Below are 24122 nucleotides of genomic sequence, written 5' to 3' on the forward strand. Positions count from 1 at the left end.
ATGGCCGCCAATGTCCTGATGCTGCACGGCATCAACCACAACATGTTCGGCAAGCGCGACCCGCGCCAGTACGGCACAGCCACCCTGGCCGACATCGATCAGGCCCTGCAGGCGCTGGGCGAGGAACTCGGTGCGCGGGTCGAGTGCTTCCAGACCAACTACGAAGGTGCAATGTGCGAGCGCATCCATCGTGCCTATGAGGACGGGGTGGATGCAGTGCTGATCAATGCCGGGGCCTGGACCCATTACAGCTACGGCATTCGTGACGCACTGGCCATTGTCGAGGCGCCGGTGGTTGAAGTGCATATGTCGAACATCCATGCCAGAGAGCCGTTCCGCCATCACTCGGTGTTTGCCGAGGTGGTGCGCGGGCAGATCTGCGGATTTGGCGTCGAGACCTACCTGCTGGCGCTGCGTGCGGCGTTGAAGATGATCTGACAGTCTCGCTGCCGGAGCGGGCAAGCCCGCTCCGGCAATGGAGGCTCGCCACATTCAGGAGGATTTGTCAGCTTGACCACCCCCGCAGTCGCGAACCCCTCTCGGCAAACCACCTTCATCGCCTTGCTGGTGGCCATTACCTTCTTCATGGAAAACCTCGACGCCACCGTCATTGCCACGGCGCTGCCGCAGATGGCCAGTGACTTCGCCGAGAACCCGGTCAGCCTGAACATCGGTATCAGCGCCTACCTGCTGGCGGTGGCGGTGTTCATCCCGCTCAGCGGCTGGGTGGCCGACCGCTTTGGTGCCCGGCAGGTGTTCGCCGGGGCCATCGGCCTGTTCACCCTGGCGTCGTGGCTCTGCAGCCTGGCCGCCAACCTGGAGACCTTCATCGCCGCACGGGTGCTGCAAGGCATCGGCGGTGCGCTGATGGTGCCGGTCGGCCGGCTGGTGGTGTTGCGCACCACCGAGAAGCAGGACCTGGTGAAGATGCTCGCGGTGATCACCTGGCCCGGGCTGGTAGCGCCGGTACTGGGGCCGCCCATCGGTGGGCTGATCGTCACCCACCTGTCGTGGCCGTGGATCTTCTACCTGAACATACCGCTTGGCGTGCTGGCCATTGCGGCAGCGTGGTGGCTGATTCCCGCTGGCCGCCCCAGCGAAGCACGCCGCTTCGACCTGCTCGGCTTCGCATTCCTCGCGTCGGCCTGTGCCGCGTGGCTGATCGGCCTGGAAATGCTCGGTTCGCTGGGCGCTGGCAGCCTGCCTGGCGGGGCGGCACTGGTGGCATTGGGCGGGCTGCTGACCTTGCTGGCGATTCGTCATTGCCAGCGCCACCCGGCACCGCTGTTGCCATTGGCGGCCATGAGCATCGCCACGTTCAGGGCCAGCATCGTCGGCGGTACGCTGTTCCGCCTGTCGATCAGCGCCTTGCCGTTCCTGATTCCGCTGTTGCTGCAGGTCGGCGTTGGCCTGTCACCGCTGGATGCCGGCTTGCTGGTGCTGGCGATCTTTGCTGGCAACCTGGCGATGAAGCCGTTCACCACCGGCTTGCTGCGCCGTTATGGTTTCCGTCGCGTCTTGCTGGTCAATGGCGTGATCGGTGTCGGCAGCATCCTGGCCTGCCTGGGCTTGCAGCAGGGCATGCCGTGGTACTGGATGGCGCTGGTGCTGTTCATTGGCGGGCTGTCACGTTCGATGCAGTTCACCACCTACAACGCCGTCGGTTTTTCCGAGGTGCCCAAGCCGCAGATGGGCGAGGCGTCTACGCTGTTCAGCATGTTCTTCCAGTTGGCGATGGCGCTGGGGGTTGCCGTGGCGGCGCTGCTGCTGCGGCTATCGATGATGCTGCGCGGCGGTGAGGGCGGGATCACCGTCAGCGACTTCCACTGGGCACTGCTCGGTGTAGCGCTGATTGCCTGCCTCGCGCTGGTCGATGCCATGCGCCTGTCGGGCAATGCCGGTGAGCAGGTCTTGCGCACCTGACTGGCATTGCGGCCACCCCGGTGGCCGCAACAACAGCGGTTATCAGGACTTCACGGTGCCAGCTGCCAGGCTCCTGCGCTTGCTCATCAGGCGGTAATAGCACGCTGCCGGGAACAGCAGCCCCACCACCCAGGCCAGGTCGATGCCCTGCAACGAGGCGGCGACCGGCCCATGCGCCGCGCGTGACCGTGCCGGTGTTGATGTGCCAGAACACCTGCCGCGTGCTGGTGCGGGTCGGCAGTAAGTTGATGCCAGGCATATCACCTGGGCGTTTCAGGCACTCTTGCGCGATACCATCGCGGTCAAGGCAGCCCTTGCTTCATCGCTGTTGAGCCGCTCGATGAACAGCAGGCCTTCTTTGGCCACTGTGGCGGCCAGCGCGTCGCGCTGCCCGTCCTTGAGCAGACGCCTGCTGATGCGTAGTGCATCGGCCGGCAACTGCTGCAGGCGCCGCGCCAGCTTGACCGCGGCGGCCAGGCATTGCGCGCCATCGTCGAACAGTTCGGTCGCAAGGCCGCACTGCACGGCCTGTTCGCCATTCAGCGCCTGGTTGCACAGCAACAGCTGCGCCGCCCGCGCATGCCCGAGCAGCTGTGGCAGCAACAGGCTCGCGCCAAACTCCGGGCACACACCCAGTGCCACGAACGGAGTACGTAGCTTGGCGTCACGGCTGACCAACACCTGGTCGCAATGCAGCAGCAGCGTGGTGCCGATGCCGATCGCCGGCCCCGCAACCGCCGCGATCAGCGGTTTGTCCAGCGCCAGCACCGCCCACATCATGCGGAACACCGGGCTCTGCAGGTCGGTCGGCGGCTGGTCGAGAAAGTCCGGCAAGTCGTTGCCGGCGGTGAAGCACTCGGTGCTGCCGGTGATCAGGATCACCTCGACCTGCGGGTCATTGTTGGCCGCTTCGAACAGCTCTGCCAGCCGCGTGTACATGGCGTTGGTCAGGGCGTTGAGTTTGTCCGCACGGTTCAGGCGCAGGGTCAGCAGGCCTTCGTCGAGCTGCTGGTGGATCAGGTCGGTCATGGGCGGTGCCTCTGTTGTTGTTATCGTGCCCGAGTATAAACAGGGTATCGCGACCGAGGCGAGTTGCTATACAGTCGTTCAACTGTGCGATCCACGAGAGCCACCCATGACCCAGGAAGCCCGCTTCAGCCGCATGCTGCCCGAACTGCGCAAGGCCAATCTGGTCGAGGCCACCCTGGCCTGCCTGAAGCGCCATGGCTTCCAGGGCGCGTCGATCCGCAAGATATCCGCCGAAGCCGGCGTCTCGGTGGGCCTGATCAGCCACCACTATTCGGGCAAGGACGAGCTGGTCGCCGAAGCCTACATGGCGGTCACCGGCCGGGTCATGCAACTGCTGCGCGAGGCCATGGCCCAGGTCGCACCCAATGCCCGCGAACGGCTGTCGGCATTCTTCCGGGGCTCCTTCAGCGCCGAGCTGCTCGACCCGCAATTGCTCGATGCCTGGCTGGCGTTCTGGGGTGCGGTGAAGACCGCCGAGGCGATCAACCTGGCGCACGACCATTCCTACGGCGAATACCGCCGCGAACTGCGCACGCTGCTCGCGGACCTGGCGCGGGAGGAGGGCTGGGAACGCTTCGATGCCGACCTCGCCGCCATCAGCCTCAGCGCCTTGCTCGACGGCCTGTGGCTGGAGTCTGGGCTGAACCCGGGCACCTTCACCCCGGCCCAGGGCGTGCAGATCTGCGAGGCCTGGGTCGATGGCCTGCAGGCCGGCGGTCGGCAACGCTTCAGCTCGGCCACCGAGGGCTGTTGATCGACCGTTCAGCAATCGCTAGTCTTGGCCCACTCTAATAAAAAAATCGCCTTCGGGCGCTTCAGGACTACCCGCAATGACCTCTCAGGTACTGATCGTCGACGACGATCCGCTGATTCGTGACTTGCTCCAGGCTTACCTGTCCCAGGAAGGCTATACCGTCCACTGCGCCGCCACCGCGGAACAGGCCGAAACGCTGCTGAGCGAGCAGCCGGTAGAGCTGGTGATGCTCGACATCCGCTTGCCCGGCAAGGACGGCCTGACCCTGACCCGCGAGCTGCGGGTGCGCTCGGAAGTGGGGATCATCCTGATTACCGGGCGCAACGACGAGATCGACCGCATCGTCGGCCTGGAATGCGGCGCCGACGACTATGTCAGCAAGCCGCTCAATCCCCGCGAGCTGGTGTCGCGCGCGAAGAACCTGATCCGCCGCGTGCGCCACGCCCAAGGCGCTCGGCCAGCCAGCGTCGCCACTGTCACCCTGAAGCAGTTCGGCGAATGGTCGCTGGACTGCGACCGCCGCCGCCTGATCGATGCGCAAGGCGGCGAAACCCTGTTGACCCATGGCGAGTTCCAGCTGCTCAGCGTGTTCCTGCGCAACAGCGGCCATACCCTGAGCCGCGACCAGTTGATGGACCAGATCCGCAACCGTGAGTGGGTGCCCAACGACCGCTCCATCGACGTGCTGGTCGGCCGCCTGCGGCGCAAGCTGCACGATGACCCCGCCGAGCCCGAGCTGATCATCACCATCCATGGCGCCGGCTACCTGTTCACTGCCAGCGTGGCCGCGTGAGCCAGTACCTGTTCGGCCTGCTGCTGCTGGCCAGCGGTGCCCTGCAGGCTGCCGAGACCGTGCGCTACTGCGATTACCCGGTGTACCCACCGGTGTCCTGGAGCGATGGCAAGCAGCCGCGCGGGCTGGCGCCGACGGTGGTTCGCGAGCTGTTCGGGCGGTTAGGCTACCAGGTCGAGATGGTCGTGCTGGGCAACTGGCAACGCTGCCTGCTCGACGCTGCCGAAGGGCGGGTGGATGTGGTACTGGCCTATACCTCGGAGCAGCGTGCCAAGACAATGCGCTTCTCGCAGGTGCCGGTGCTGCGCGAGGAGGTGGCGGTGTTCGCCAACCGCCAGCACCCACTGCAGTTCGACAAGCTCGAAGACCTGGCCAGGTACCGGGGCGGGCTGCTGTTTGGCGAAAGCTACGGCCCGGCATTCGACCGCTTCGTCGCGCAGCACCAGAACATCGAGTGGGTGTCGGACAGCGGGCAGAACTTCGGCAAGCTGATTCGCGGGCGCATCGACTTCGTGGTCCAGGAGCGGCGCACCGGCCAGCTGTTCGTCGAGCACCTGCCCGGCGCCCAGGACATCGTCGCGCTGCCCCCGGCCCTGAGCGTCGATTACCTGCGCGTGGCGGTATCGCGCCACTCGCCGTTGAGCGCGCGCATGGCCGACATCGACGCGCAACTGCAGCAGATGACCGACGCCGGCGAGTTGGAGCGCTGGCTGCATGAAAGCGAGGTTACCTACCGCGACATGGTCAGCCAGCCATGAACCGCCTGCAACCGGGAGGCCTGTTGCGCCGGCTGCTGCTGTTCATCCTGCTGTTCAGCCTGTGCTTCACGGTGCTGGCCAGCAGCGTGCAGCTGTATTTCGAGTACCGCCGCGAGATGCGCGAGATCGATGCGCGCATGGCGCTGATCCGCGCCGGCTACCTTGCCAGCCTGGAGCGCAGCCTGTGGGACCTGAACCAGGAGCAGTTGAACGTGCAGTTGCGTGGGCTGGTGGACTTTTCCGATGTGGCGCGGGTGCGCCTGAACAGCGCCGACTTCACCCTGCAGCAAGGTGAGCCGAACCCGCAGGGGCCGCTGCGGGTCGAGCGTTTTGCGCTGGATTACAAGCCACCTTCAGGGCCAGCGCGTCACCTGGGCGAGCTGGAAGTCAGCACTGACCTGGGCGCGGTGCATCGGCGGCTGTTCGCCACCGGCCTCACCAGCCTGTTGTGGATGAGCGTGTTTCTCTGTGGCCTGGCGCTGGCGCTGTCGGGGTTGTTCTATCGCCTGGTGACCCGTCACCTGCAGGTCATGGCCGACTTCGCCCGGCGCATCGGTGCCGGGCAATGGCACGAGCCGCTGCGCCTGAACAAACGCCGCTCACCCCATAGCGACGAGATCGACAGCGTGGCGCTGGCGCTGGACGACATGCGCCGGGCGATCCTCAGTGACAGCGAGCGCCGCGAAACCGACCGCCTGGCCTTGCAGGACAAGCGCGACGAGCTGCAGAAGCAGGTCGAGCGGCGCACGGCGAGCCTGATGCGCGCCAAGGACGATGCCGAGGCGGCCAACCTGGCCAAGTCGCGCTTCCTCGCCACCATGAGCCATGAACTGCGCACGCCGCTCAACGGCATCCTTGGCATGGCCGAACTGCTGCGCGGCGCCGGGCTCGCGGTGCCGGACCGTCAGCGCCTGGAAGCGTTGTACAAGGCCGGGGAGGGGCTGCTGAGCATCCTCAACGAGGTGCTGTATTTTGCCCGCCTGGAAGAGGGCGAAAGCCGTCCCGAGGCCGTGGATTTCTCCCTGCGCCAGTTGTGCGCCGAGGTCGTCACCCTGCTCGAACCCCGTGCGCTGGCCAACGACAGCCTAGTGCTGTGCCGCATCGACCCGCAGCTTGCCGCGTACCAGCACGGCGCCGAGCAGTATCTGCGCCAGGTCCTGAGCAACCTGCTGGCCAACGCCATCAAGTTCACCGAGGGCGGCGAGATCCTGGTCGAAGTGCAGGTGTTGCAGGGGCAGCCCGGGCGGCAACGCCTGCGCCTGAGCGTCACCGACGACGGCATCGGCATCTGCGAGGCGATGCAGCCGAAGATCTTCGACCGTTTCGTCCAGGCCAGCGAGGCAGTCGCACGGCGCTATGGCGGCACCGGCCTGGGGCTGGCGATCAGCAAGCACCTGGTCGAGCAGATGGGCGGGCAGATTGGCGTGCGCAGCCGCGAGGGGGAGGGCAGCTGCTTCTGGCTTGAGCTGGAGTTGGAGGCGGCACAAGCGCCCCAAGCCATGGCGGAGGCTGACCGCGCCACGGCGCCACTGCACATCCTGGTGGTGGAAGACATGGCCCTGAACCGTGAGGTGGTGCGCGGGCTGCTGGAGCGTGACGGGCATGAAGTCTGGCTGGCCGAGGATGCCGAGCAGGGCTTGCAGCTGTGCACACGGCAACGCTTCGACCTGCTCCTGCTGGATGTGCACCTGCCAGGCATCAGTGGCGTGGAGCTGTGCCGACAGCTGCGTGCCGGGGCCACCCCCAACCGGGATACGCGCATCCTGGCGCTGACCGCCAGCGTGCAGCCGGGGCTGGTGCGTGCCTACCTGGATGCCGGCATGCAGGGGGTGCTGGGCAAGCCGCTGAAGCTTGCCAACCTGCGCCAGGCGCTGGCGGGGCAGTGTCAGGAGGAAACGCCGGCCACGTCCGCCTGGCTTGACCACGAGTTGCTGAGCACGCACCGCACGCTGCTTGGCGAGCAGAAGCTGCAAGGCCTGCTGGCTGGTTTGCGAGACAGCCTGGCGCAACAGCGCCAGCCCTTGCTGGAAGCGGTCGAGGCGGGGGACTGCACCGAGGTGACCCACCTGGCCCATCGGCTGGCCGGCAGCAGCGATTCCATGGGCTTGTGCGGACTGGCGGCGAGCTTGCGCCAGCTGGAAGAGCATGCCCTGGCCCGTGACAAGGCGGGCGTGCGAGCCATGGGCCGGTTGCTGGACGAGCAGTTACAGCGTGCTGAAAACACCCTGGCCGAACTGCTGCTCGCCTGAGCGACAAAATCCTTACGACTTTTTACATCTTTGATCTTTACGATCAACCGGGCCTTACATCGCTTTCCAATAATCGGACGCAACCGCTGCAAACGCGGTCTTCGACGCTTATTGGAGATAATAATAATGAAAGGCCGTAAAGCTGAAGGTATCCACCTCACACGGGCATTGAAGAGCCGGCACATCTTCATGCTCTCGCTCGGTGGCGTGATCGGCACCGGGCTGTTCATGGGTTCGGGGGTGACCATCAACCAGGGCGGGCCGGTGGGCGCGATCCTGGCCTACCTGGTCGCCGGTTTCCTGATGTACCTGGTGATGGTCTGCCTGGGTGAACTGTCGGTGCAGATGCCGGTGTCCGGTTCGTTCCAGGCCCATGCGACGAAATTCATCGGCCCGGCCACCGGCTTCATGATCGGCTGGGTGTACTGGATGAGCTGGGCCACTACCGTGGGCCTGGAGTTCACCGCCGCCGGCATGCTGATGACGCGCTGGTTCCCGGAGGTGCCGATCTGGTACTGGTCGGCGCTGTTCGTGGCGGTGCTGTTCGGCATCAACGCCCTGGCCACCCGCGCCTTCGGTGAGGCGGAATACTGGTTCTCCGGGATCAAGGTGGCGGCGATCCTCGGCTTCATCATCGTCGGTGTGCTGGTGATCTTCGGCGGCATCTCGCTGAACAGCGGGGCGCCGGCGCCGATGATGACCAACCTGATCGGCGATTCGCTGTTCCCCAATGGCCTGTCGGCGGTGTTCGCGGTAATGATGACCGTGGTCTACGCCTTTCAGGGCTGCGAGATCATGGGCGTGGCGGCGGGTGAAACCGACCAGCCGGAAAAGAGCATCCCGCGGGCCGTGCGCAACGTGGTGTTCCGCGTGCTGATCTTCTACGTGCTGGCGATTGTGGTGCTGTCGGCAATCGTGCCGTGGCAGCAGGCCGGGCTGATGGAAAGCCCGTTCGTGCAGGTGTTCGACATGGTCGGCATTCCCTACGCCGCAGATCTGATGAACTTCGTGATCCTCACCGCCATTCTCTCGGTGGGCAACTCCGGGCTGTATGCCTCCACCCGCATTCTCTGGGCGATGTCCAAGACCGGCATGGCGCCGCGCAGCCTGTCGCCGCTGAGCAGCCGTGGCGTGCCGCTGCGCGCCTTGTTCATCACCTTGTGCTTTGCGCTGGTGTCGCTGATGACCAGCTTTGTCGCCGCCGACACCCTGTTCATGGTGCTGATGGCGGTGAGCGGCATGTCCGGCACGGTGACCTGGATCGTCATCGCCCTGGCGCAGTACCGCTTCCGCCAGCAGTTCCTGCGTGATGGCGGCCAGTTGAGCGAGCTCAAGTACCGCGCGCCGCTGTATCCGCTGGTGCCGTTGCTGTGCATCACCTTGTGCAGTTCGCTGTTCGTGTTCCTGGCAATGGACGAGACGCAGCGGCCTTCGCTGTACTGGGGCTTTGGCTTCATTGCGTTGTGCTATGCGGCGTATTTCCTGGTGCAGCGTAAGCGTCAGGGTGTGGGGCTGGAAATTCCGGTGGCGTGAGGGCCAGCAGGTGTCCGCCGGTGTTTTAGTAGCGCCTGTGAGATCGAGCGCCGCGCGGGCGGCGCTCGATCTCATGGGCGCTGCAACCCTGTCGCCATGCACCTTGTGGCCCAAACACGATCTGCTCTACCCCTCATTTCCCACCACTTGTTCGAAGTTGTAACACCGCTTCCTCCCCAATTGCCTCCTTGTTGAACACTCGTTTAGCATGAGCCTCACCTCTCACAGCAATCACAATAATCCGAGGCCTGTCATGACCGCTCCGTCGTCCCTACTCACCCAGGTTGAAGCCGGCGTTGCCTGGATCACCCTTAACCGCCCCGAGCAGCGCAACGCGCTGGACATCCCCACCCTGAAGCAGCTGCACGCCACCCTCGAGGCGTACAACCTCGACCCGGCCGTGCGCGTGGTGGTGCTGACCGGCACAGGCCGCAGCTTCTGCGCTGGCGCCGACCTCGCCGAATGGGCCGAAGCCGAAGCCCGTGGCGCACTGGAAACCTACGGCTGGACCGAAACCGCCCACGCCCTGATGCACTGCCTGCACACCCTGGACAAGCCCACCATCGCCGCCATCAACGGCACCGCCGTCGGCGCCGGCATGGACCTGTCGCTGTGCTGCGACCTGCGCCTGGCGGCCCAGTCGGCTCGGTTCAAGGCTGGCTACACCAGCATGGCCTATTCGCCGGATGCCGGCGCCAGCTGGCACCTGCCCCGGCTGATCGGCAGCGAACAGGCCAAGCGCCTGCTGTTCCTCGACGAACTGTGGGGCGCCGAACGCGCCCTGGCGGCCGGCCTGGTCGGTGAAGTGGTCGCCGACGATCAACTGCCCGCCGCCACCGCCGAGCTGGCGGGGCGCCTGGCCCAGGGGCCGACCTTCGCCTACGCCCAGGCCAAGCGCCTGATGCGCGACGGCGCCTCGCGCAGCCTGGCCGAGCAGCTCGCTGCGGAACTGGCTGCCGGTCTGCTTTGCGGGCGCAGCGCCGACGGCGCCGAGGCCTTGCGCGCAGCCACGGAAAAACGCGCACCACGTTTCAGCGGCAAATAAGCACGCTCTCTTTCCCCGCTTACCCAGGAACAGGCCATGAATTTCCAACTGACCCAAGAACAAGAAATGTTGGTGGATGCCGTACGCAGCTTCGTCGCCAAGGAGCTGTTGCCCCATGAAGAAGCCGTGGACCGTGCCGACGAAGTGTCCCCGGAGCTCGCCGCGCAGATCCGTGGCAAGGCAATCGCCGCCGGCTTCTACGCCTTCAACATGCCCGAGGAAGTCGGTGGCGGTGGCCTCGACTACCTGTCCCAGGCCCTGATCGAGCGCGAGCTGTCGAAGGTCTCCTGGGCGCTGCACGTGTTCGTCGCCCGGCCTTCGAAGATCCTCATGGCCTGCACCGGCCAGCAGGTCGAGGACTACCTGCTGCCGTGCATTCGTGGCGAGAAGACCGATTGTTTCGCCCTGACCGAACCGGGCGCCGGCTCCGACGCCAACTCGATCAAGACCCGCGCCGTGCGCGAAGGCGACGACTTCGTCATCAATGGCAGCAAGCACTTCATCAGCCATGCCGGGCACGCCGACTTCGCCATCGTCTTTGCCGTCACCGACACTTACGAGCACAACGGCCGCAAGCGCAATGCCGTCACCGCCTTCCTGGTCGACCGTGGCACCCCGGGCATGACCATTCGCCGTGGCCCGAAATGCGTGAGCAACCGTGGCTACCACACTTACGAGCTGTTCTTCGACGACTGCAAGGTGTCGGCCGCCAAGGTGCTCGGTGAAGTCGGCAAGGGCTGGGACGTGGCCAACGCGTGGCTCACCGCAGGCCGGGTCATGGTCGCTGCCAACTGCGTCGGCCAGGCCCAGCGTGCGCTGGACGTGTCGCTGCAATGGGCGGCAGATCGCAAGCAGTTCGGCCAGCCGATCGGCACCTACCAGGGCGTGTCGTTCAAGCTCGCCGACATGGCCACGCAGATCCGCGCGGCCGAATTGCTGACCCTGCACACCGCCTGGAAGATGGATCAGGGCAGCATGACCGACGGCGAGGCGGGCATGGCCAAGCTGTTTGCCAGCGAAGTGCTCGGCAAGGTCGCCGACGAGGCGGTGCAGATCTACGGCGGCATGGGCCTGATGGACGAGGGGCCGGTCGAGCGCATCTGGCGCAACGCACGCATCGAACGGATCTGGGAAGGCACCTCGGAGATCCAGCGGCACATCATCTCGCGCGAACTGCTGCGCCCACTGCTGCGCTGACCGGAGCATCCCCATGTCGCAAGCCATTCGTGACAACCTCAAACGCCTGCTGGCACCCCGGCACCTGGCTTTCGTCGGCGGGCGCAGCATGGCCCGTGCGCTCAAGCGCTGTGCCGAGGGCGGCTACCCGGGCCAGATGTGGTTGGTCAACCCGCAGCAGGACAGCATCGACGGGGTGCCCTGCGTGCGCAGCGTGGCCGAGCTGCCTTGTGCGCCGGACGCGGTGTTCATCGCCACTAACCGCGAACTGACCCTGACCTGTGTCGCCGAGCTCGCCGCCAAGGGCGCGGGCGGGGCGATCTGCTATGCCTCGGGCTTCGCCGAAAGCGGCGCCGAGGGCCAGGCGCTGCAACAGCAGCTGCTCGAAGCCGCCGGCAACATGGCTCTGCTCGGGCCCAATTGCTACGGGCTGCTCGACTACCTGCACAGTGCCGCCCTGTGGCCCGTGGCCCACGGTGGCAAGGCGGTGGACAAGGGCGTGGCGGTACTGACCCAGAGCGGCAACTTCGCCTACAACCTGTCGATGAGCGACCGCTCGCTGCCGGTGGCCTACATGGCCTCAGTCGGCAATCAGGCGCAACTGGGCATCGCCGAGTTGATGGATGTGCTGCTCGATGAACCCCGGGTCACCGCCATCGGCTTGCACCTGGAGGGCCTGAAGAACGTGCCGGGCTTTGCCCGCGCCGCGCACAAGGCGCTGGAGAAGGGTATCCCGATCGTTGCGCTGAAGACCGGCGTGTCGCAGATCGGCGCCGAACTGGCGCTGAGCCACACCAGCTCGCTGTCCGGCTCCGATGCCCTGTACGACAGCCTGTTCGAGCGCTTGGGAGTGATCCGCGTCAGCGGCCCGGTGAGTTTCGTCGAAACCCTCAAGGCCGCCGCCTGCGGCAACCTGCCCAAGGGCCCCAGCTTGATCGCGCTGGCCTGCTCGGGCGGCGATGCCGGGCTGATCGCCGACTACAGCGAAAGCAACCAGCTGAGCCTGCCGGCTCTGGACGCCAGCCAGGTCGAGGAACTGGCCCACGTGCTGCCGGCCTATGCCAACCTGGTCAACCCGCTGGACTTCACCACGGCGATCTGGGGCGACGGCCCGGCCAAGGCGCGCATGCTCGACAGCGCGCTGCGCAGCGACGCCGACGCGGCGATGCTGGTACTCGATTACCCCGCCGAGTTCACCGGTGAGCGCAAGGAATGCGACCTGCTGCTGGAGCTGTACTGCGCGGCGCTCAAGCGCCATGGCCAGACTGGCTTTGTCACCTCGGCCTTCCCCGAATTGCTGCCGGCCAGCGCCCGCGAGCGCCTGCACGCGGCCGGTGTGCCAGCGCTGCAAGGGGTGGAGGATGGCCTGGCGGCCTGGGGCCGGGTTGCCCGTTACGCGCAGCAGCGCCCGGCCTTGCTGGCGCTGGGCGAGTCGGCGCTGGTGCCACTGTGCCCGCAGCCATTGGCCGGTGACAGCCGCCTGCTCAACGAGTGGGATTCCAAGCAGGCCCTGCGCGGCTTCGGCCTGCCCATTCCGAATGGCGTGCTGAGCAGCCCGCAGAACGCGCTGGCCGATGCTGGAAAGGTGGGTTTCCCGCTGGTGCTCAAGGCCGTCAGCGCACAGTTGCCGCACAAGACCGAGGCCGGCGCAGTGGCGCTGAACCTGGCCGACGAGGCAGCCGTCAGCCGCGCCCTTGAGCAGATGCGCACGCGCATCGCCGCTTACGCGCCGGGCGTCGCCTTCGACCAGGTACTGCTCGAACCGATGGCCGGCGCGCCACTGGCGGAGCTGATCGTCGGCATCAAGCGCGAGGCGGATTTCGGCCTGGCGCTGGTGATCGGTGCCGGCGGCATCCTCGTCGAACTGCTCAAGGACAGTAACAGCCTGCTGCTGCCAACCACCGACGGCGCCATCCGCAAGGCCGTGCTCGGCCTGCGCAGTGCGGCCTTGCTGCAGGGCTTCCGTGGCAAACCGGCGGCCGACCTGGATGCACTGGTCGCCGCAATCCGCGCGGTGGCCGACTACGCCTGCGAAAACGCCAGCCAGCTGCTGGAGCTGGATGTGAACCCATTGATGGTCGGTGCCAATGGCACCACGGCGGTCGATGCCTTGATCCGCCTCGGCCAACTGTAAGGACATGAACATGACCCACCCCACACTCACGGGCGGCCAGGCGCTGGTGCGCCTGCTGGCCAACTACGGCGTCGACACCGTGTTCGGCATCCCCGGCGTGCACACCCTGGAGCTGTACCGAGGCCTGCCCGGCAGCGGCATTCGCCATGTGCTCACCCGGCACGAGCAGGGCGCCGGCTTCATGGCCGACGGCTATGCCCGGGTCAGCGGCAAGCCGGGCGTCTGCTTTGTGATCACCGGCCCCGGCGTGACTAACGCGGCCACCGCCATCGGTCAGGCCTACGCCGACTCGATTCCGCTGCTGGTGATTTCCAGCGTCAACCACACCGCCAGCCTGGGCAAGGGCTGGGGCTGCCTGCACGAGACCCAGGATCAGCGCGCCATGACCGCGCCGATCACTGCTTTCTCGGCCGTGGCACTGAAGGCCGAAGATCTGCCGGAGCTGATCGCCCGCGCCTATGCCGTGTTCGACAGCGAGCGCCCGCGCCCGGTGCATATCTCGGTGCCGCTGGATGTGCTGGCGGCGCCTGTGGCGCGAGACTGGAGCAATGAAGTAGTGCGCCGCCCCGGACGTGGGCCGGCCTGCCTCGACAGCCTGCAACAGGCGGCGGCCAAACTGGCGGCAGCGAAGCGCCCGATGATCATTGCCGGCGGGGGTGCCCTGCAGGCGGGTGCCGAGCTGCAGCAGCTGAGCACACGCCTGGCGGCGCCACTGTTCACCAGCGTCGCCGGCAAGGGCTTGGCGCCGCTGGACTCGCCGCTCAACGCCGGCTCCACCCTGTGCGTGGAACCGGGCTGGGCGCTGATCGCCGAGGCCGATGTGGTGCTGGCGGTCGGCACCGAAATGGCCGACACCGACTTCTGGCGCGAGCGCCTGCCACTGACCGGCGAGCTGCTGCGGGTGGATATCGACCCGCGCAAGTTCAACGACTTCTACCCCTGCGCGCTGGCGTTGCACGGCGATGCCCGGCAGACCCTGGCGGGGCTGTTGGAACAGTTGCCGGACGGCCTGCGCGATGCAGCCCAGGCAAGCGCGGCAGTGGCCCGCCTGCGCGCTGCCGTGCAGGCGAACCACGGTCCCTTGCAGGCAATCCACCAGGCGATCCTGCAGCGGGTCGCGGCCGAGCTGCCAGAAAACGCCTTCATCAGCACCGATATGACCCAGCTGGCCTACACCGGTAACTATGTGTTCAGCAGCCGGGCGCCGCGCAGCTGGCTGCATCCGACTGGCTACGGCACCCTCGGCTACGGCCTGCCGGCTGGTATCGGCGGCATGTTCGCCACGGCCGACCGCCCGGGCCTGGTGCTGGTGGGCGATGGTGGCTTCCTCTACACCGCGCAGGAGCTGGCGACCGCGGTCGAGGAGCTGGACCGCCCGCTGGTGGTGCTGCTGTGGAACAACGACGCGCTGGGGCAGATCCGCGACGACATGCTCGACCTGGACATCGAGCCCATTGGCGTACTGCCGCGCAACCCGGACTTCGCGGGCCTGGCCCGCGCCTTCGGTTGCGCGGTCGCGCAGCCGCAGAACCTCGACGAACTGCAACGCGACCTGCGCGGCGGCTTTGCCCGCAACGGCGTGACCCTGATCGAGCTCAAGCACGCCTGCGCGCGTTGAGCCCACCTCGCACAACAGGACGACCAGCCATGCGATTTTCCTCATTGACCCAACGGATCGCCGGTGACGGCGCTGCCGCCTGGGAGATCCACTACCGCGCCCTGGCCATGCTCGAAGAAGGCCGCGACGTACTGCTGCTGTCAGTGGGCGACCCGGACTTCGACACCCCGGCGCCGATCATCCAGGCGGCCGTGGCCAGCCTCGAAGCCGGCAACACCCATTACGCCGACGTGCGCGGCAAGCGCAGTCTGCGCGAGGCTATCGCCCGTCGCCACCAGCAACGCAGCGGCCAGGCGGTCACCGCCGACCAGGTGACGGTGCTGGCGGGGGCGCAGTGCGCGCTGTTCTGCGTCGCACAATGCGTGCTGGAGCCGGGCGATGAAGTGATCGTCGCCGAGCCGATGTATGTCACCTACGAAGCGGTGTTCGGTGCCTGCGGTGCCAAGGTGGTGCCGGTGCCGGTGCGCCCGGAGCATGGTTTCCGCGTGCAACCCGAGGACGTCGCCGCACGGATTACCCCGCGCACTCGTGCCCTGGCGCTGAACAGCCCGCACAACCCCTCCGGCGCCAGCCTGCCGCGCAGCACCTGGGAGGCCCTGGCCGAGCTGTGCATCGCCCATGACCTGTGGCTGATCAGCGACGAGGTCTACAGCGAGTTGCTGTTCGAAGGCGAGCACATCAGCCCCGCCAGCCTGCCGGGCATGGCCGAGCGCACGGCCACGCTGAACAGCCTGTCCAAGTCCCATGCCATGACCGGTTGGCGGGTCGGCTGGGTGGTCGGCTCGCCAGCGTTGTCCGGGCACCTGGAGAACCTGGCGCTGTGCATGCTCTACGGCTCGCCGGACTTCATCCAGGATGCCGCGGTGGCTGCGCTGGAGCAGCCGTTGCCGGAACTGGACGGCATGCGCGAAGCCTACCGCCAGCGCCGCGACCTGGTGTGCGAGCGTCTGGCGCACTGCCCGGGCTTGCGGGCACTCAAGCCCGATGGCGGCATGTTCGTGATGGTCGATATCCGCGAGACCGGGCTCAGCGCACAAGCCTTCGCCGACCGCCTGCTCGACCAGCATGGGGTGTCGGTGCTCGCCGGTGAAGCGTTCGGCCCGAGTGCGGCCGGGCATATCCGCCTGGGCCTGGTGCTTGGCGCCGAGCCGCTGGGTGAAGCCTGCCGCCGTATTGCCCTGTGTGCCAGCGAACTGATGGAGGCGCAGCGCAATGCGTGAATACAGTCGTCTGTTCATTGATGGCCGCTGGCAGCAGCCAGCGGGGCAGGGCATGGCCGAGGTGATCGACCCGGCCAGCGAGGCGGTGGCCGGCAAGGTGCCGCTAGGTAACGAAGACGATGTGGAACGCGCCGCCAACGCAGCGCGCAAGGCGTTTGCCGATTGGTCACGCACGCCGTCCAGCGTGCGCGCCGGGTTCATTCGCGCCCTTGCCGAACAGCTCAAAGTACGGGCTGACGAGATGGCCGCGGTGATCACCACCGAGCTTGGCATGCCGGTGCAGTGGTGCCGCTCGGTGCAGGTCGACGGGCCCATCGTCGGTCTTGAACAGTACGTCGAACTGGCCAGCAAGATGGACGAGGTACGCGAAGTCGGTAACTCGCTGCTGTACCGCGAGGCGGTGGGCGTGTGCGCGTTCATCAACCCCTGGAACTACCCGCTCCATCAACTGATCGGCAAGTTGGCACCGGCCTTGGCTGCAGGCTGCACGGTGGTGGTCAAACCGAGCCAGGAGACCCCGCTGCATGCCTTCCTGCTGGCGGAAATGATCGAGGCCATCGGGCTGCCCGCCGGGGTGTTCAACCTGGTCAGCGGGCCGGGAGCGAAGGTCGGTGAGGCGTTGGCGCGGCATCCGCTGGTGGACATGGTCTCGTTCACCGGGTCCACCGGGGCGGGTGTGCGGGTTTCCCAGGCCGCAGCGCCGTCGGTGAAGCGGGTGTGCTTGGAGCTGGGTGGCAAGTCGCCGTTCCTGATCACCGCCGATGCCTCGCTCGACGCAGCGGTGCGCCATGGCGTGCAGGACGTGATGATCAACTCGGGGCAGACCTGCACGGCACTGACGCGCATGCTGTTGCCGGCTTCGCGCTATGCCGTGGCCGTGGAAATCGCCGTGGACGAGGCCCGCAGCCTGGTGATGGGCGATCCGCAGGACCCGCGCAGTTTCCTCGGGCCGATGTGTTCGGCCGGGCAGCGGCGCACGGTGCAGGAGTACATCCGGGTGGGGCAGGAAGAGGGGGCGCGGCTGGTGTGCGGCGGGGAGACGGCTCCGGGCTTCGAGCGCGGGTTCTATGTGCCGCCGACGATTTTCGCTGACGTTGACAACCGCATGCGCATTGCTCAGGAGGAAATCTTCGGACCGGTGCTGTGCCTGATTCCCTACACCGACGAGGCCGAAGGCATAGCCCTGGCCAACGACTCGCCGTTCGGGCTGTCCAGCGCGGTGTGGGCGGGTAGCCGCGACAAGGCGCTGCAACTGGGCCGCCAGTTGCGTGCGGGGCAATGCTTCGTCAATGGCGGGGCGTTCAACTACCAGGCACCGTTCGGCGGCTACAAACAGTCGGGCAATGGCCGCGAGTGGGGGGAGGAGGGCCTGCACGAGTTCGTCGAGGTGAAGGCCATTCAGCTCTGAATGCCGGGGGAGCAACTGTCTTGCTCAAATCTTAAAAACTGGCGTTCAGGCTGAGTGTTCCTTAGGGGTATCGAACGCCACAAACAACTGGTCCGCGGTGATCGCCCCCAAGTCCAGGCGCATGTTCTGCTCCAGCATTGCGAACAGCCGGGTGAATACCTCGTACACCTTGCAGTGGTCTTCAAGCCCGGCAAACGGGTTGTCGATCTTCTCGGCGATCAGTGAGCTTTCCTGCACTGCGTCATACACCTCGCGCAAGGTGATCTGTTGCGGCGCGCGGGCCAGGGTCACGCCACCCTGGGCGCCGCGATACGAGGTCAGGATATTGGCCTTGACCATCTGCGACACCATTGAGCGCACGCGGGTCGGGTGCACCTTGACCCATTTGGCGATGGTCTCGGTGCGCAACTTCTGCGGGGCATTGGCCGCCACGAACGAAAGGATGTACGAGGCGGTGATGAGTCGGGTCGATTGGCTCATGGGGCAAAGGCTCCCTGCGAAAACGTCAATGGTACACCAGTGAAAAAGCCCGGTATCGGGCGCTGGAAATCAGCTTGTCCTGCCGCTAATGTATTTGTTACGGTAACAATTACAAATTGTAAACAGCTTCTACGCAATCCGCTTTGACCGAACAACAATTTCTTGCGGTTCAACAGGGGCAAATGCCATGAGCGATAACAACAAGAACAATCCTCACGCCATCCTCGACGGCGGCCTGCCGCGCCGGGATTTCCTCAAGTACAGCGCGGCCGCTGCGGCCATCGCCGGGGCCTTCTCCCTCGGCTTGCCGCTGCCTGGCCATGCCGACGAGGCCACGCCCAAGCCGGGCGGCACCTTGCGCCTGGGCCTGGCCGGGGGCAGCACCACCGACTCCAAGGACCCAGGCTCGTGGGTCGATACCTTCACCTTCATCGGCTTCTCGGCGGTGTACAACACCCTCACCGAAATTTCCGTGGAAGGCACTGCCATCCCTGAGCTGGCCGAGCGCTGGGAGTCGAGCCCCGACGCCAAGGTCTGGACCTTCACCCTGCGCCAGGGCGTGACCTTCCACAACGGCAAGGCCCTCAACGCCGACGACGTGGTGGCCTCGATCCAGCACCACCTGGGCGACAAGTCCACCTCCGCCGCCAAGACCGTGCTGGGCGATGTAGCCAAGGTGAGCGCCAGCGCCCCCGACACCGTGGTGTTCGAGCTGCACTCGGGCAACGCCGACTTCGCCTACGTGGTCGCCGACTATCACCTGGTGATCATGCCCGCCAAGGATGGCCTGGCCGACTGGCAGGCCGGCGTCGGCACCGGCGGTTACCGCATCAAGGGCTTCGAGCCGGGCGTGCGCATGGACCTGGAGCGCAGCCCGGACTACTGGAAGCCGGGCAGGGCGCATTTTGCCAGTGCCGAGCTGATCGCCATCGCCGACGGCGCCGCACGGGTCAACGCCCTGGTCACCGGCAAGGTCGATGTGATCAACAAGGTCGACCTCAAGACCGTGTCCTTGCTCAAGCGCAACCCGAAGCTGGTGATCGAGGAAACCAAGGGCGCCCAGCACTACACCTTCCCGATGCTCACCGACAGCGAGCAGTTCCGCGACAACAACGTGCGCATGGCCCTCAAGCACGCGATCAACCGCGAGACTCTGCTGGCCTCAGTGCTCTACGGCTACGGTCAGGTCGGCAACGACCACCCGCTGCAGCCGGCCAACCGCTTCATCAACCCGGCGCTGGAACAGCGCGTCTACGACCCGGACAAGGCCCGTTTCTACCTGCGCCAGGCCGGCATGGACAACCTCAAGGTGCGCCTGCAGGCCTCCGATGCCGCATACAGCGGCGCAGTGGATGCCTCGGTGCTGTTCAAGGAGCAGGCGCGTCAGGCCGGCATCGACATCGAGGTGGTGCGCGAACCGGCCGATGGGTTCTTCACCAATGTCTGGATGAAACAGCCGTTCACCACCTCGTTCTGGTACTCCAGCCTCACCGCCGACCGCATGTTCAGCATCGGCTATGCCAAGGGCGCGGCGTGGAACGAGACCCACTGGGACAACCCGCGCTTCAACCAGCTGCTCAACGCCGCCCGCGGCGAGATGAACGAGCCGCTGCGCCGCGAGATGTACAACGAAATGCAGGCGCTGTGCCGCGATGAAGGCGGGGCAATCGTGCCGCTGTTCGCCAGTTCCGTCGCCGCCCGCTCCAGTCGCGTGGCCCATGGCCCGCTCACCGCGCCCTATGGCGAGCTGGATGGCCTGCGGGTGATCGAGCGCTGGTGGCAGGCCTGAGCCGCTGACGTTTCGCAAGCATCCAGACGAGGAGTGGTACGGTGAACAATCTTGGCAAACTGCTTGTGCAGCGGCTGGCCCTGGGCCTGTTGTCGCTGTTTGCGGTCTCGGTGGTGATTTTCCTGGCAGTCAGCATGCTGCCAGGCGACATCGCCCAGGCCATGCTTGGCCAGTCGGCCACCCCGGAAACCGTGGCGGCCCTGCGCGCCCAACTGGGGCTGGACCTGTCGCCCGTGCAGCGTTTCGTGCAGTGGGCGTGGCGCCTGTTGCACGGTGACCTGGGCGTGTCGCTGGCCAACCAGCGGCCGATCATCGAGCTGGTCGGCGCACGGCTGGGCAACACCTTCAGTCTGGCTCTGCTGGCGGCGCTGTTCTCGGTGCCGACAGCGTTGCTGCTGGGCATGCTCGCGGCGTTGTACCGCAATAGCTGGTTCGACCGCCTGCTCAATACCGGCGCCTTGAGCGCGGTGTCGTTCCCCGAGTTTTTCGTTGCGTACCTGCTGATCCTGGTGTTCGCGGTGAAGCTCGAATGGCTGCCGGGCATCTCCAGCCTGCCTGCGGATGCCTCGCTGGGTGAGGTGCTGGAAGTCTCGGTGCTGCCGGTGGCGACCCTGAGCCTGGTGGTGATCGCGCAGATGATGCGCATGACCCGCGCCTCGCTGATCAACCTGCTGGCCAGCCCTTACATCGAGATGGCCCGGCTCAAGGGCGTGTCGCCGGCGCGGGTGATCTTCAAGCATGCCTTGCCCAATGCGCTGGCGCCGATCGTCAACGTGGTGGCGCTGAACCTGGCGTACCTGGTGGTGGGTGTGGTGGTGGTGGAAGTGGTGTTCGTCTACCCGGGGCTCGGCCAGTTGCTGGTGGACTCGGTGGCCAAGCGCGATATCCCGGTGGTGCAGGCCTGCAGCCTGATCTTCGCCGGCACCTACATCCTGCTCAATACCGGCGCCGACGTGCTGTCGATTGCCAGCAACCCACGCCTGATGCATCCGAAGGGGTAGACCATGAGCCTGTTCACACCTGTGCTGCGCGCGCCCCTGAGCGCCAAATTCGGCCTGCTGGTGATTGTTGCCTACGCCGTGGTGGCGCTGTTCGCGCCGCTGCTGGCGCCTTACGGCGAAACCCAGGTGGTCGGCGAGGGCTTCGCGCCGTGGAGCCCGCAGTTCCTGCTGGGCACCGACAACCTTGGCCGCGACACCTTCAGCCGCCTGCTGTTCGGCGCCCGCAATACCCTGGGCATCGCCTTCCTGACCACCAGCCTGGCATTCCTGCTGGGTGGCCTGTGCGGGCTGGTCGCGGCCATCAAAGGTGGCTGGATCGACCAGGGCCTGTCGCGCCTGGTGGACATCCTGATGGCTATCCCGCAGCTGATCTTCGCTTTGCTGATCCTCAGCGTGATCGGCACCACGGCCACCTCGCTGGTGCTGGTAATCACCCTGCTCGACGCCACGCGGGTGTTCCGCCTGTCGCGGGCGGTGGCCATGAACGTGGTGGTGCAGGACTTCGTCGAGGCCGCACGGCTGCGCGGCGAAGGGCTGTGGTGGCTGGTCACCCGCGAAGTGCTGCCCAATGCCGCCGCGCCACTGATTGCCGAATTCGGTCTGCGTTTCTGCTTCGTTTTCCTGTTCATCAGCGCCTTGTCGTTCCTCGGCCTGGGTATTCAGCCGCCGACCGCCGACTGGGGCAGCATGGTGCGCGACAACGCGGTGCTGATCACCTTCGGTGACATCAGCCCGCTGCTGCCGGCCCTGGCGGTGGCGTTGATCACGGTGAGCGTGAACTTTGTCGTCGACTGGGTGCTGCACCTGTCCAGCGGCTTGAAGGAGTGCTGAGCATGAACCCTGATACCTTGCTGGAAATCCGTGGCCTGCGCATCGAAGGCCACCATGACGACGCCTGGCACCCGCTGATCAAGGGCATCGACCTGACCCTCAAGCGCGGCGAGGTGCTGGGCCTGATCGGTGAGTCCGGCGCCGGCAAGTCGACCCTGGGCCTGGCCGCGATGGGTTACGTACGCGACGGCTGCCGGATTACTGGTGGCAGCGTGTGCTTCGATGGCATTCAGTTGCTCGAGTGCAGCGCCGAAACCCTGCGCAGGCTGCGCGGCCTGCGCATCGCCTATGTGGCGCAGAGCGCTGCCGCCTCGTTCAACCCGGCGCACCGGCTGATCGACCAGCACGTCGAAACGGCAGTGACCAATGGCGGCATCGACCGCGCCAAGGCCGAGGCCGAGGCGGTGGAGCTGTACCGCATCCTGCGCCTGCCCGACCCCGAGCACATTGGCCAGCGTTACCCGCACCAGCTGTCCGGTGGCCAGCTGCAGCGGGTGATGACTGCCATGGCCATGGCCTGCCACCCTGACCTGATCATCTTCGACGAACCGACCACGGCGCTGGACGTCACCACCCAGATCGAGGTGCTGGCGGCGATCCGCGACGCGGTGAAGACCTTCGGCAGCGCCGCGCTGTACATCAGCCATGACCTGGCGGTGGTGGCGCAGATGGCCGACCGCATCATGGTGCTGCGCCACGGCAGCCTGGTGGAGGAGGCGCAGACCCGCCACATGCTCAGCGCCCCGCAGCAGGAATACACCCAGTCGCTGTGGGCGGTGCGCAACTTCCACACCACCGCCAAGGCCTGCCCGCGCGATGAAAAGCCCTTGCTGGAAGTGCGCAACGCCGATGCCCGCTATGGCCAGCAGCCGGTGCTGCACGACGTTTCGCTGAAGCTCTATCGCGGCCAGACCCTGGCAGTGATCGGCGAGTCAGGCAGTGGCAAGAGCACCACGGCACGCCTGATCAGCGGCCTGCTGCCGCCGACCTCGGGCCAGGTGCTGTATGACGGCGAGGCCCTGCCGGCCGACTACCGCCAGCGCAGCAAAGAGCAGCTGCGGCGCATCCAGATGATCTACCAGATCCCCGACACCGCGCTCAACCCACGCCAGCGCATCGTCGACATCATCGGCCGGCCGCTGAGCTTCTACCTGGGGCTCAAGGGCAAGGCGCTACGCGAGCGGGTCGCCGACCTGCTGCGGATGATCGACCTGGAGCCGGCCAAGTACATGGACCGCCTGCCACGCGAACTGTCGGGCGGGCAGAAGCAGCGGATCTGCATCGCCCGTGCCTTGGCCGCCGAACCCCAGCTGATCATCTGCGACGAAGTGACCTCGGCGCTCGACCAGCTGGTGGCCGAAGGCGTGCTGAAACTGCTCGACCGTATCCAGCGCGAGCTGGGTGTGGCCTACCTGTTTATCACTCACGACGTGGCCACGGTGCGCGCCATCGCCGACGAAGTGCTGGTGATGCAGCGTGGGCGGGTGGTCGACCATGGCCGCCGCGAGGCGATCTTCCAGCCGCCGCACCGCGACTACACCGGGTTGCTGTTCTCCTGCGAACCGGAGATGGACCCCGACTGGCTCGACCGCCTGCTGGCGACGCGTAACTCCAATTCCCCTTTGGCAACTGTTTGAGGATTGCCCATGAAAGTCCTGATCGTTCACGCTCACCCCGAGCCTCAATCCTTCACCGCCGCACTGCGTGACCAAGCGGCGCAGACCTTCCGTGCCCAGGGCCATGAGGTGCAGGTCAGCGACCTGTACGCCATGGGCTGGAACCCGGTGGCCAGCGCCGATGACTTCAGCCATAGGGAAAACCCGCAATACCTGGTGTATGCGCTGGAGCAGCGCCTGGGCGTGAAAAGCGGTTCCATCGCGCCGGATATCCAGCAGGAACTGGACAAGCTGCTGTGGGCCGACCTGCTGGTGCTGAACTTCCCGATCTTCTGGTTCTCGGCACCGGCGATGCTCAAGGGCTGGATCGACCGGGTGCTGGTGTCCGGAGTGTGCTATGGCGGCAAGCGCTTCTACGACCAGGGCGGCCTGGCCGGCAAGCGCGCGCTGGTGACCGTGACCCTGGGCGGGCGCGAGCACATGTTCGGCGAGGGGGCGATCCATGGGCCGCTGGAGGACATGCTGCGGCCGATCCTGCGCGGCACCCTGGCCTATGTCGGCTTCGAGGTGCTGGAGCCGTTCGTGGCCTGGCATGTGCCGTACATCAGCGACGAGGCGCGCCAGGCGTTCCTGCACAGTTATGAGCAACGCCTGCAGCACCTGTCGGATGACCTGCCGCTGAATTTCCCACGGCTGGATCAGTTCGATGAGGCGCTGTATCCGTTGCCACGCTGACCACGTATGCCGCTCCTACAATGGAGCGGC

General features: G+C 66.2%; 20 protein-coding genes. 18 read left to right on the plus strand and 2 right to left on the minus strand.

The features are described from left to right. Both aroQ and BGP85_RS02855 read left to right on the plus strand, forming a co-directional pair. Window positions 1-438 carry a type II 3-dehydroquinate dehydratase gene (gene aroQ / locus BGP85_RS02850; protein WP_103447774.1) on the plus strand — a complete coding sequence of 146 codons (438 nt, stop codon included), beginning with the start codon at window positions 1-3 and terminating at the stop codon, window positions 436-438. A gap of 72 nt (window positions 439-510) precedes the next feature. Beyond that, window positions 511-1923, plus strand: a complete 1413-nt coding sequence (locus tag BGP85_RS02855) for an MFS transporter (RefSeq protein WP_258035868.1) — start codon at window positions 511-513, stop codon at window positions 1921-1923. Window positions 1924-2196: 273 nt separating this feature from the next. Here the strand turns inward: BGP85_RS02855 and BGP85_RS02860 are convergent, their stop codons facing one another. Next, complete coding sequence (locus tag BGP85_RS02860; RefSeq protein ID WP_103447773.1) at window positions 2197-2952, minus strand: enoyl-CoA hydratase-related protein; 756 nt, start codon at window positions 2950-2952, stop codon at window positions 2197-2199. Between the two features lie 106 nt (window positions 2953-3058). On the opposite strand from BGP85_RS02860, the gene BGP85_RS02865 reads away from it, so the two are divergent. From BGP85_RS02865 to BGP85_RS02915, 11 genes are all read left to right on the plus strand, one after another. Then, on the plus strand, window positions 3059-3706 hold the full coding sequence (locus BGP85_RS02865; protein ID WP_103447772.1) for a TetR family transcriptional regulator C-terminal domain-containing protein: 648 nt from the start codon (window positions 3059-3061) through the stop codon (window positions 3704-3706). Window positions 3707-3782: 76 nt separating this feature from the next. Further along, complete coding sequence (locus BGP85_RS02870; RefSeq protein WP_103447771.1) at window positions 3783-4499, plus strand: response regulator; 717 nt, start codon at window positions 3783-3785, stop codon at window positions 4497-4499. Beyond that, window positions 4496-5257 carry a substrate-binding periplasmic protein gene (locus BGP85_RS02875; protein WP_103447770.1) on the plus strand — a complete coding sequence of 254 codons (762 nt, stop codon included), beginning with the start codon at window positions 4496-4498 and terminating at the stop codon, window positions 5255-5257. The genes BGP85_RS02870 and BGP85_RS02875 overlap by 4 nt, the downstream gene beginning before the upstream one ends. Then, window positions 5254-7506: an ATP-binding protein gene (locus BGP85_RS02880; protein ID WP_103447769.1), complete on the plus strand. Its 2253-nt coding sequence runs from the start codon at window positions 5254-5256 to the stop codon at window positions 7504-7506. Before BGP85_RS02875 ends, BGP85_RS02880 begins: the two co-directional genes overlap by 4 nt. 126 nt (window positions 7507-7632) lie before the next feature. Then, window positions 7633-9039, plus strand: coding sequence for an amino acid permease (locus tag BGP85_RS02885; protein ID WP_103447768.1), 1407 nt, complete (start codon window positions 7633-7635; stop codon window positions 9037-9039). 253 nt (window positions 9040-9292) lie between these two features. Further along, window positions 9293-10084: an enoyl-CoA hydratase/isomerase family protein gene (locus tag BGP85_RS02890; protein WP_103447767.1), complete on the plus strand. Its 792-nt coding sequence runs from the start codon at window positions 9293-9295 to the stop codon at window positions 10082-10084. A gap of 36 nt (window positions 10085-10120) precedes the next feature. Next, window positions 10121-11281 carry an acyl-CoA dehydrogenase family protein gene (locus BGP85_RS02895; protein WP_103447766.1) on the plus strand — a complete coding sequence of 387 codons (1161 nt, stop codon included), beginning with the start codon at window positions 10121-10123 and terminating at the stop codon, window positions 11279-11281. 13 nt (window positions 11282-11294) lie between these two features. Further along, window positions 11295-13394 carry an acetate--CoA ligase family protein gene (locus BGP85_RS02900; protein ID WP_103447765.1) on the plus strand — a complete coding sequence of 700 codons (2100 nt, stop codon included), beginning with the start codon at window positions 11295-11297 and terminating at the stop codon, window positions 13392-13394. Window positions 13395-13404: 10 nt separating this feature from the next. Further along, the gene (locus tag BGP85_RS02905; protein ID WP_103447764.1) at window positions 13405-15012 is read left to right on the plus strand and encodes a 5-guanidino-2-oxopentanoate decarboxylase; all 1608 of its coding nucleotides are present in this window, start codon (window positions 13405-13407) and stop codon (window positions 15010-15012) included. A 29-nt stretch (window positions 15013-15041) separates the two neighbouring features. Then, on the plus strand, window positions 15042-16232 hold the full coding sequence (locus tag BGP85_RS02910; RefSeq protein WP_103447763.1) for a pyridoxal phosphate-dependent aminotransferase: 1191 nt from the start codon (window positions 15042-15044) through the stop codon (window positions 16230-16232). Continuing rightward, on the plus strand, window positions 16225-17640 hold the full coding sequence (locus BGP85_RS02915; RefSeq protein WP_103447762.1) for an aldehyde dehydrogenase family protein: 1416 nt from the start codon (window positions 16225-16227) through the stop codon (window positions 17638-17640). The genes BGP85_RS02910 and BGP85_RS02915 overlap by 8 nt, the downstream gene beginning before the upstream one ends. A gap of 45 nt (window positions 17641-17685) precedes the next feature. On the opposite strand, the gene BGP85_RS02920 is transcribed toward BGP85_RS02915, so the two are convergent. Further along, a complete protein-coding gene (locus tag BGP85_RS02920) occupies window positions 17686-18120 on the minus strand; it encodes an RrF2 family transcriptional regulator (RefSeq protein ID WP_103447761.1) in 435 nt (144 codons plus the stop codon). A 187-nt stretch (window positions 18121-18307) separates the two neighbouring features. Here BGP85_RS02920 and BGP85_RS02925 point away from each other — a divergent pair, with 187 nt between their 5' ends. The 5 genes from BGP85_RS02925 to BGP85_RS02945 are packed head-to-tail and all read left to right on the plus strand — an operon-like array spanning window position 18308 to window position 24092. Continuing rightward, window positions 18308-19909 carry an ABC transporter substrate-binding protein gene (locus BGP85_RS02925; protein ID WP_103447760.1) on the plus strand — a complete coding sequence of 534 codons (1602 nt, stop codon included), beginning with the start codon at window positions 18308-18310 and terminating at the stop codon, window positions 19907-19909. 41 nt (window positions 19910-19950) lie between these two features. After that, the gene (locus tag BGP85_RS02930) at window positions 19951-20910 is read left to right on the plus strand and encodes an ABC transporter permease (protein ID WP_103447759.1); all 960 of its coding nucleotides are present in this window, start codon (window positions 19951-19953) and stop codon (window positions 20908-20910) included. A gap of 3 nt (window positions 20911-20913) precedes the next feature. After that, a complete protein-coding gene (locus tag BGP85_RS02935; protein WP_103447758.1) occupies window positions 20914-21741 on the plus strand; it encodes an ABC transporter permease in 828 nt (275 codons plus the stop codon). Window positions 21742-21743: 2 nt separating this feature from the next. Next, on the plus strand, window positions 21744-23378 hold the full coding sequence (locus tag BGP85_RS02940) for an ABC transporter ATP-binding protein (RefSeq protein ID WP_181004504.1): 1635 nt from the start codon (window positions 21744-21746) through the stop codon (window positions 23376-23378). A 9-nt stretch (window positions 23379-23387) separates the two neighbouring features. Next, the gene (locus BGP85_RS02945; RefSeq protein ID WP_103447757.1) at window positions 23388-24092 is read left to right on the plus strand and encodes an NAD(P)H-dependent oxidoreductase; all 705 of its coding nucleotides are present in this window, start codon (window positions 23388-23390) and stop codon (window positions 24090-24092) included. The last annotated feature ends 30 nt before the right edge of the window (window positions 24093-24122 follow it).

Source organism: Pseudomonas putida (assembly GCF_002906855.1).
GTDB lineage: Bacteria > Pseudomonadota > Gammaproteobacteria > Pseudomonadales > Pseudomonadaceae > Aquipseudomonas > Aquipseudomonas putida_N.

What these genes read in the sequence shown, in the direction of transcription:
- BGP85_RS02920 (WP_103447761.1), bottom strand. Translation starts at nt 18,120, where the DNA reads ATGAGCCAATCGACCCGACTCATCACCGCCTCGTACATCCTTTCGTTC.
- BGP85_RS02865 (WP_103447772.1), top strand. Translation starts at nt 3,059, where the DNA reads ATGACCCAGGAAGCCCGCTTCAGCCGCATGCTGCCCGAACTGCGCAAG.
- BGP85_RS02860 (WP_103447773.1), bottom strand. Translation starts at nt 2,952, where the DNA reads ATGACCGACCTGATCCACCAGCAGCTCGACGAAGGCCTGCTGACCCTG.
- BGP85_RS02910 (WP_103447763.1), top strand. Translation starts at nt 15,042, where the DNA reads ATGCGATTTTCCTCATTGACCCAACGGATCGCCGGTGACGGCGCTGCC.
- BGP85_RS02900 (WP_103447765.1), top strand. Translation starts at nt 11,295, where the DNA reads ATGTCGCAAGCCATTCGTGACAACCTCAAACGCCTGCTGGCACCCCGG.
- BGP85_RS02925 (WP_103447760.1), top strand. Translation starts at nt 18,308, where the DNA reads ATGAGCGATAACAACAAGAACAATCCTCACGCCATCCTCGACGGCGGC.
- BGP85_RS02905 (WP_103447764.1), top strand. Translation starts at nt 13,405, where the DNA reads ATGACCCACCCCACACTCACGGGCGGCCAGGCGCTGGTGCGCCTGCTG.
- BGP85_RS02890 (WP_103447767.1), top strand. Translation starts at nt 9,293, where the DNA reads ATGACCGCTCCGTCGTCCCTACTCACCCAGGTTGAAGCCGGCGTTGCC.
- BGP85_RS02885 (WP_103447768.1), top strand. Translation starts at nt 7,633, where the DNA reads ATGAAAGGCCGTAAAGCTGAAGGTATCCACCTCACACGGGCATTGAAG.
- BGP85_RS02880 (WP_103447769.1), top strand. Translation starts at nt 5,254, where the DNA reads ATGAACCGCCTGCAACCGGGAGGCCTGTTGCGCCGGCTGCTGCTGTTC.
- BGP85_RS02915 (WP_103447762.1), top strand. Translation starts at nt 16,225, where the DNA reads ATGCGTGAATACAGTCGTCTGTTCATTGATGGCCGCTGGCAGCAGCCA.
- BGP85_RS02895 (WP_103447766.1), top strand. Translation starts at nt 10,121, where the DNA reads ATGAATTTCCAACTGACCCAAGAACAAGAAATGTTGGTGGATGCCGTA.
- BGP85_RS02935 (WP_103447758.1), top strand. Translation starts at nt 20,914, where the DNA reads ATGAGCCTGTTCACACCTGTGCTGCGCGCGCCCCTGAGCGCCAAATTC.
- BGP85_RS02945 (WP_103447757.1), top strand. Translation starts at nt 23,388, where the DNA reads ATGAAAGTCCTGATCGTTCACGCTCACCCCGAGCCTCAATCCTTCACC.
- BGP85_RS02940 (WP_181004504.1), top strand. Translation starts at nt 21,744, where the DNA reads ATGAACCCTGATACCTTGCTGGAAATCCGTGGCCTGCGCATCGAAGGC.
- aroQ (WP_103447774.1), top strand. Translation starts at nt 1, where the DNA reads ATGGCCGCCAATGTCCTGATGCTGCACGGCATCAACCACAACATGTTC.
- BGP85_RS02870 (WP_103447771.1), top strand. Translation starts at nt 3,783, where the DNA reads ATGACCTCTCAGGTACTGATCGTCGACGACGATCCGCTGATTCGTGAC.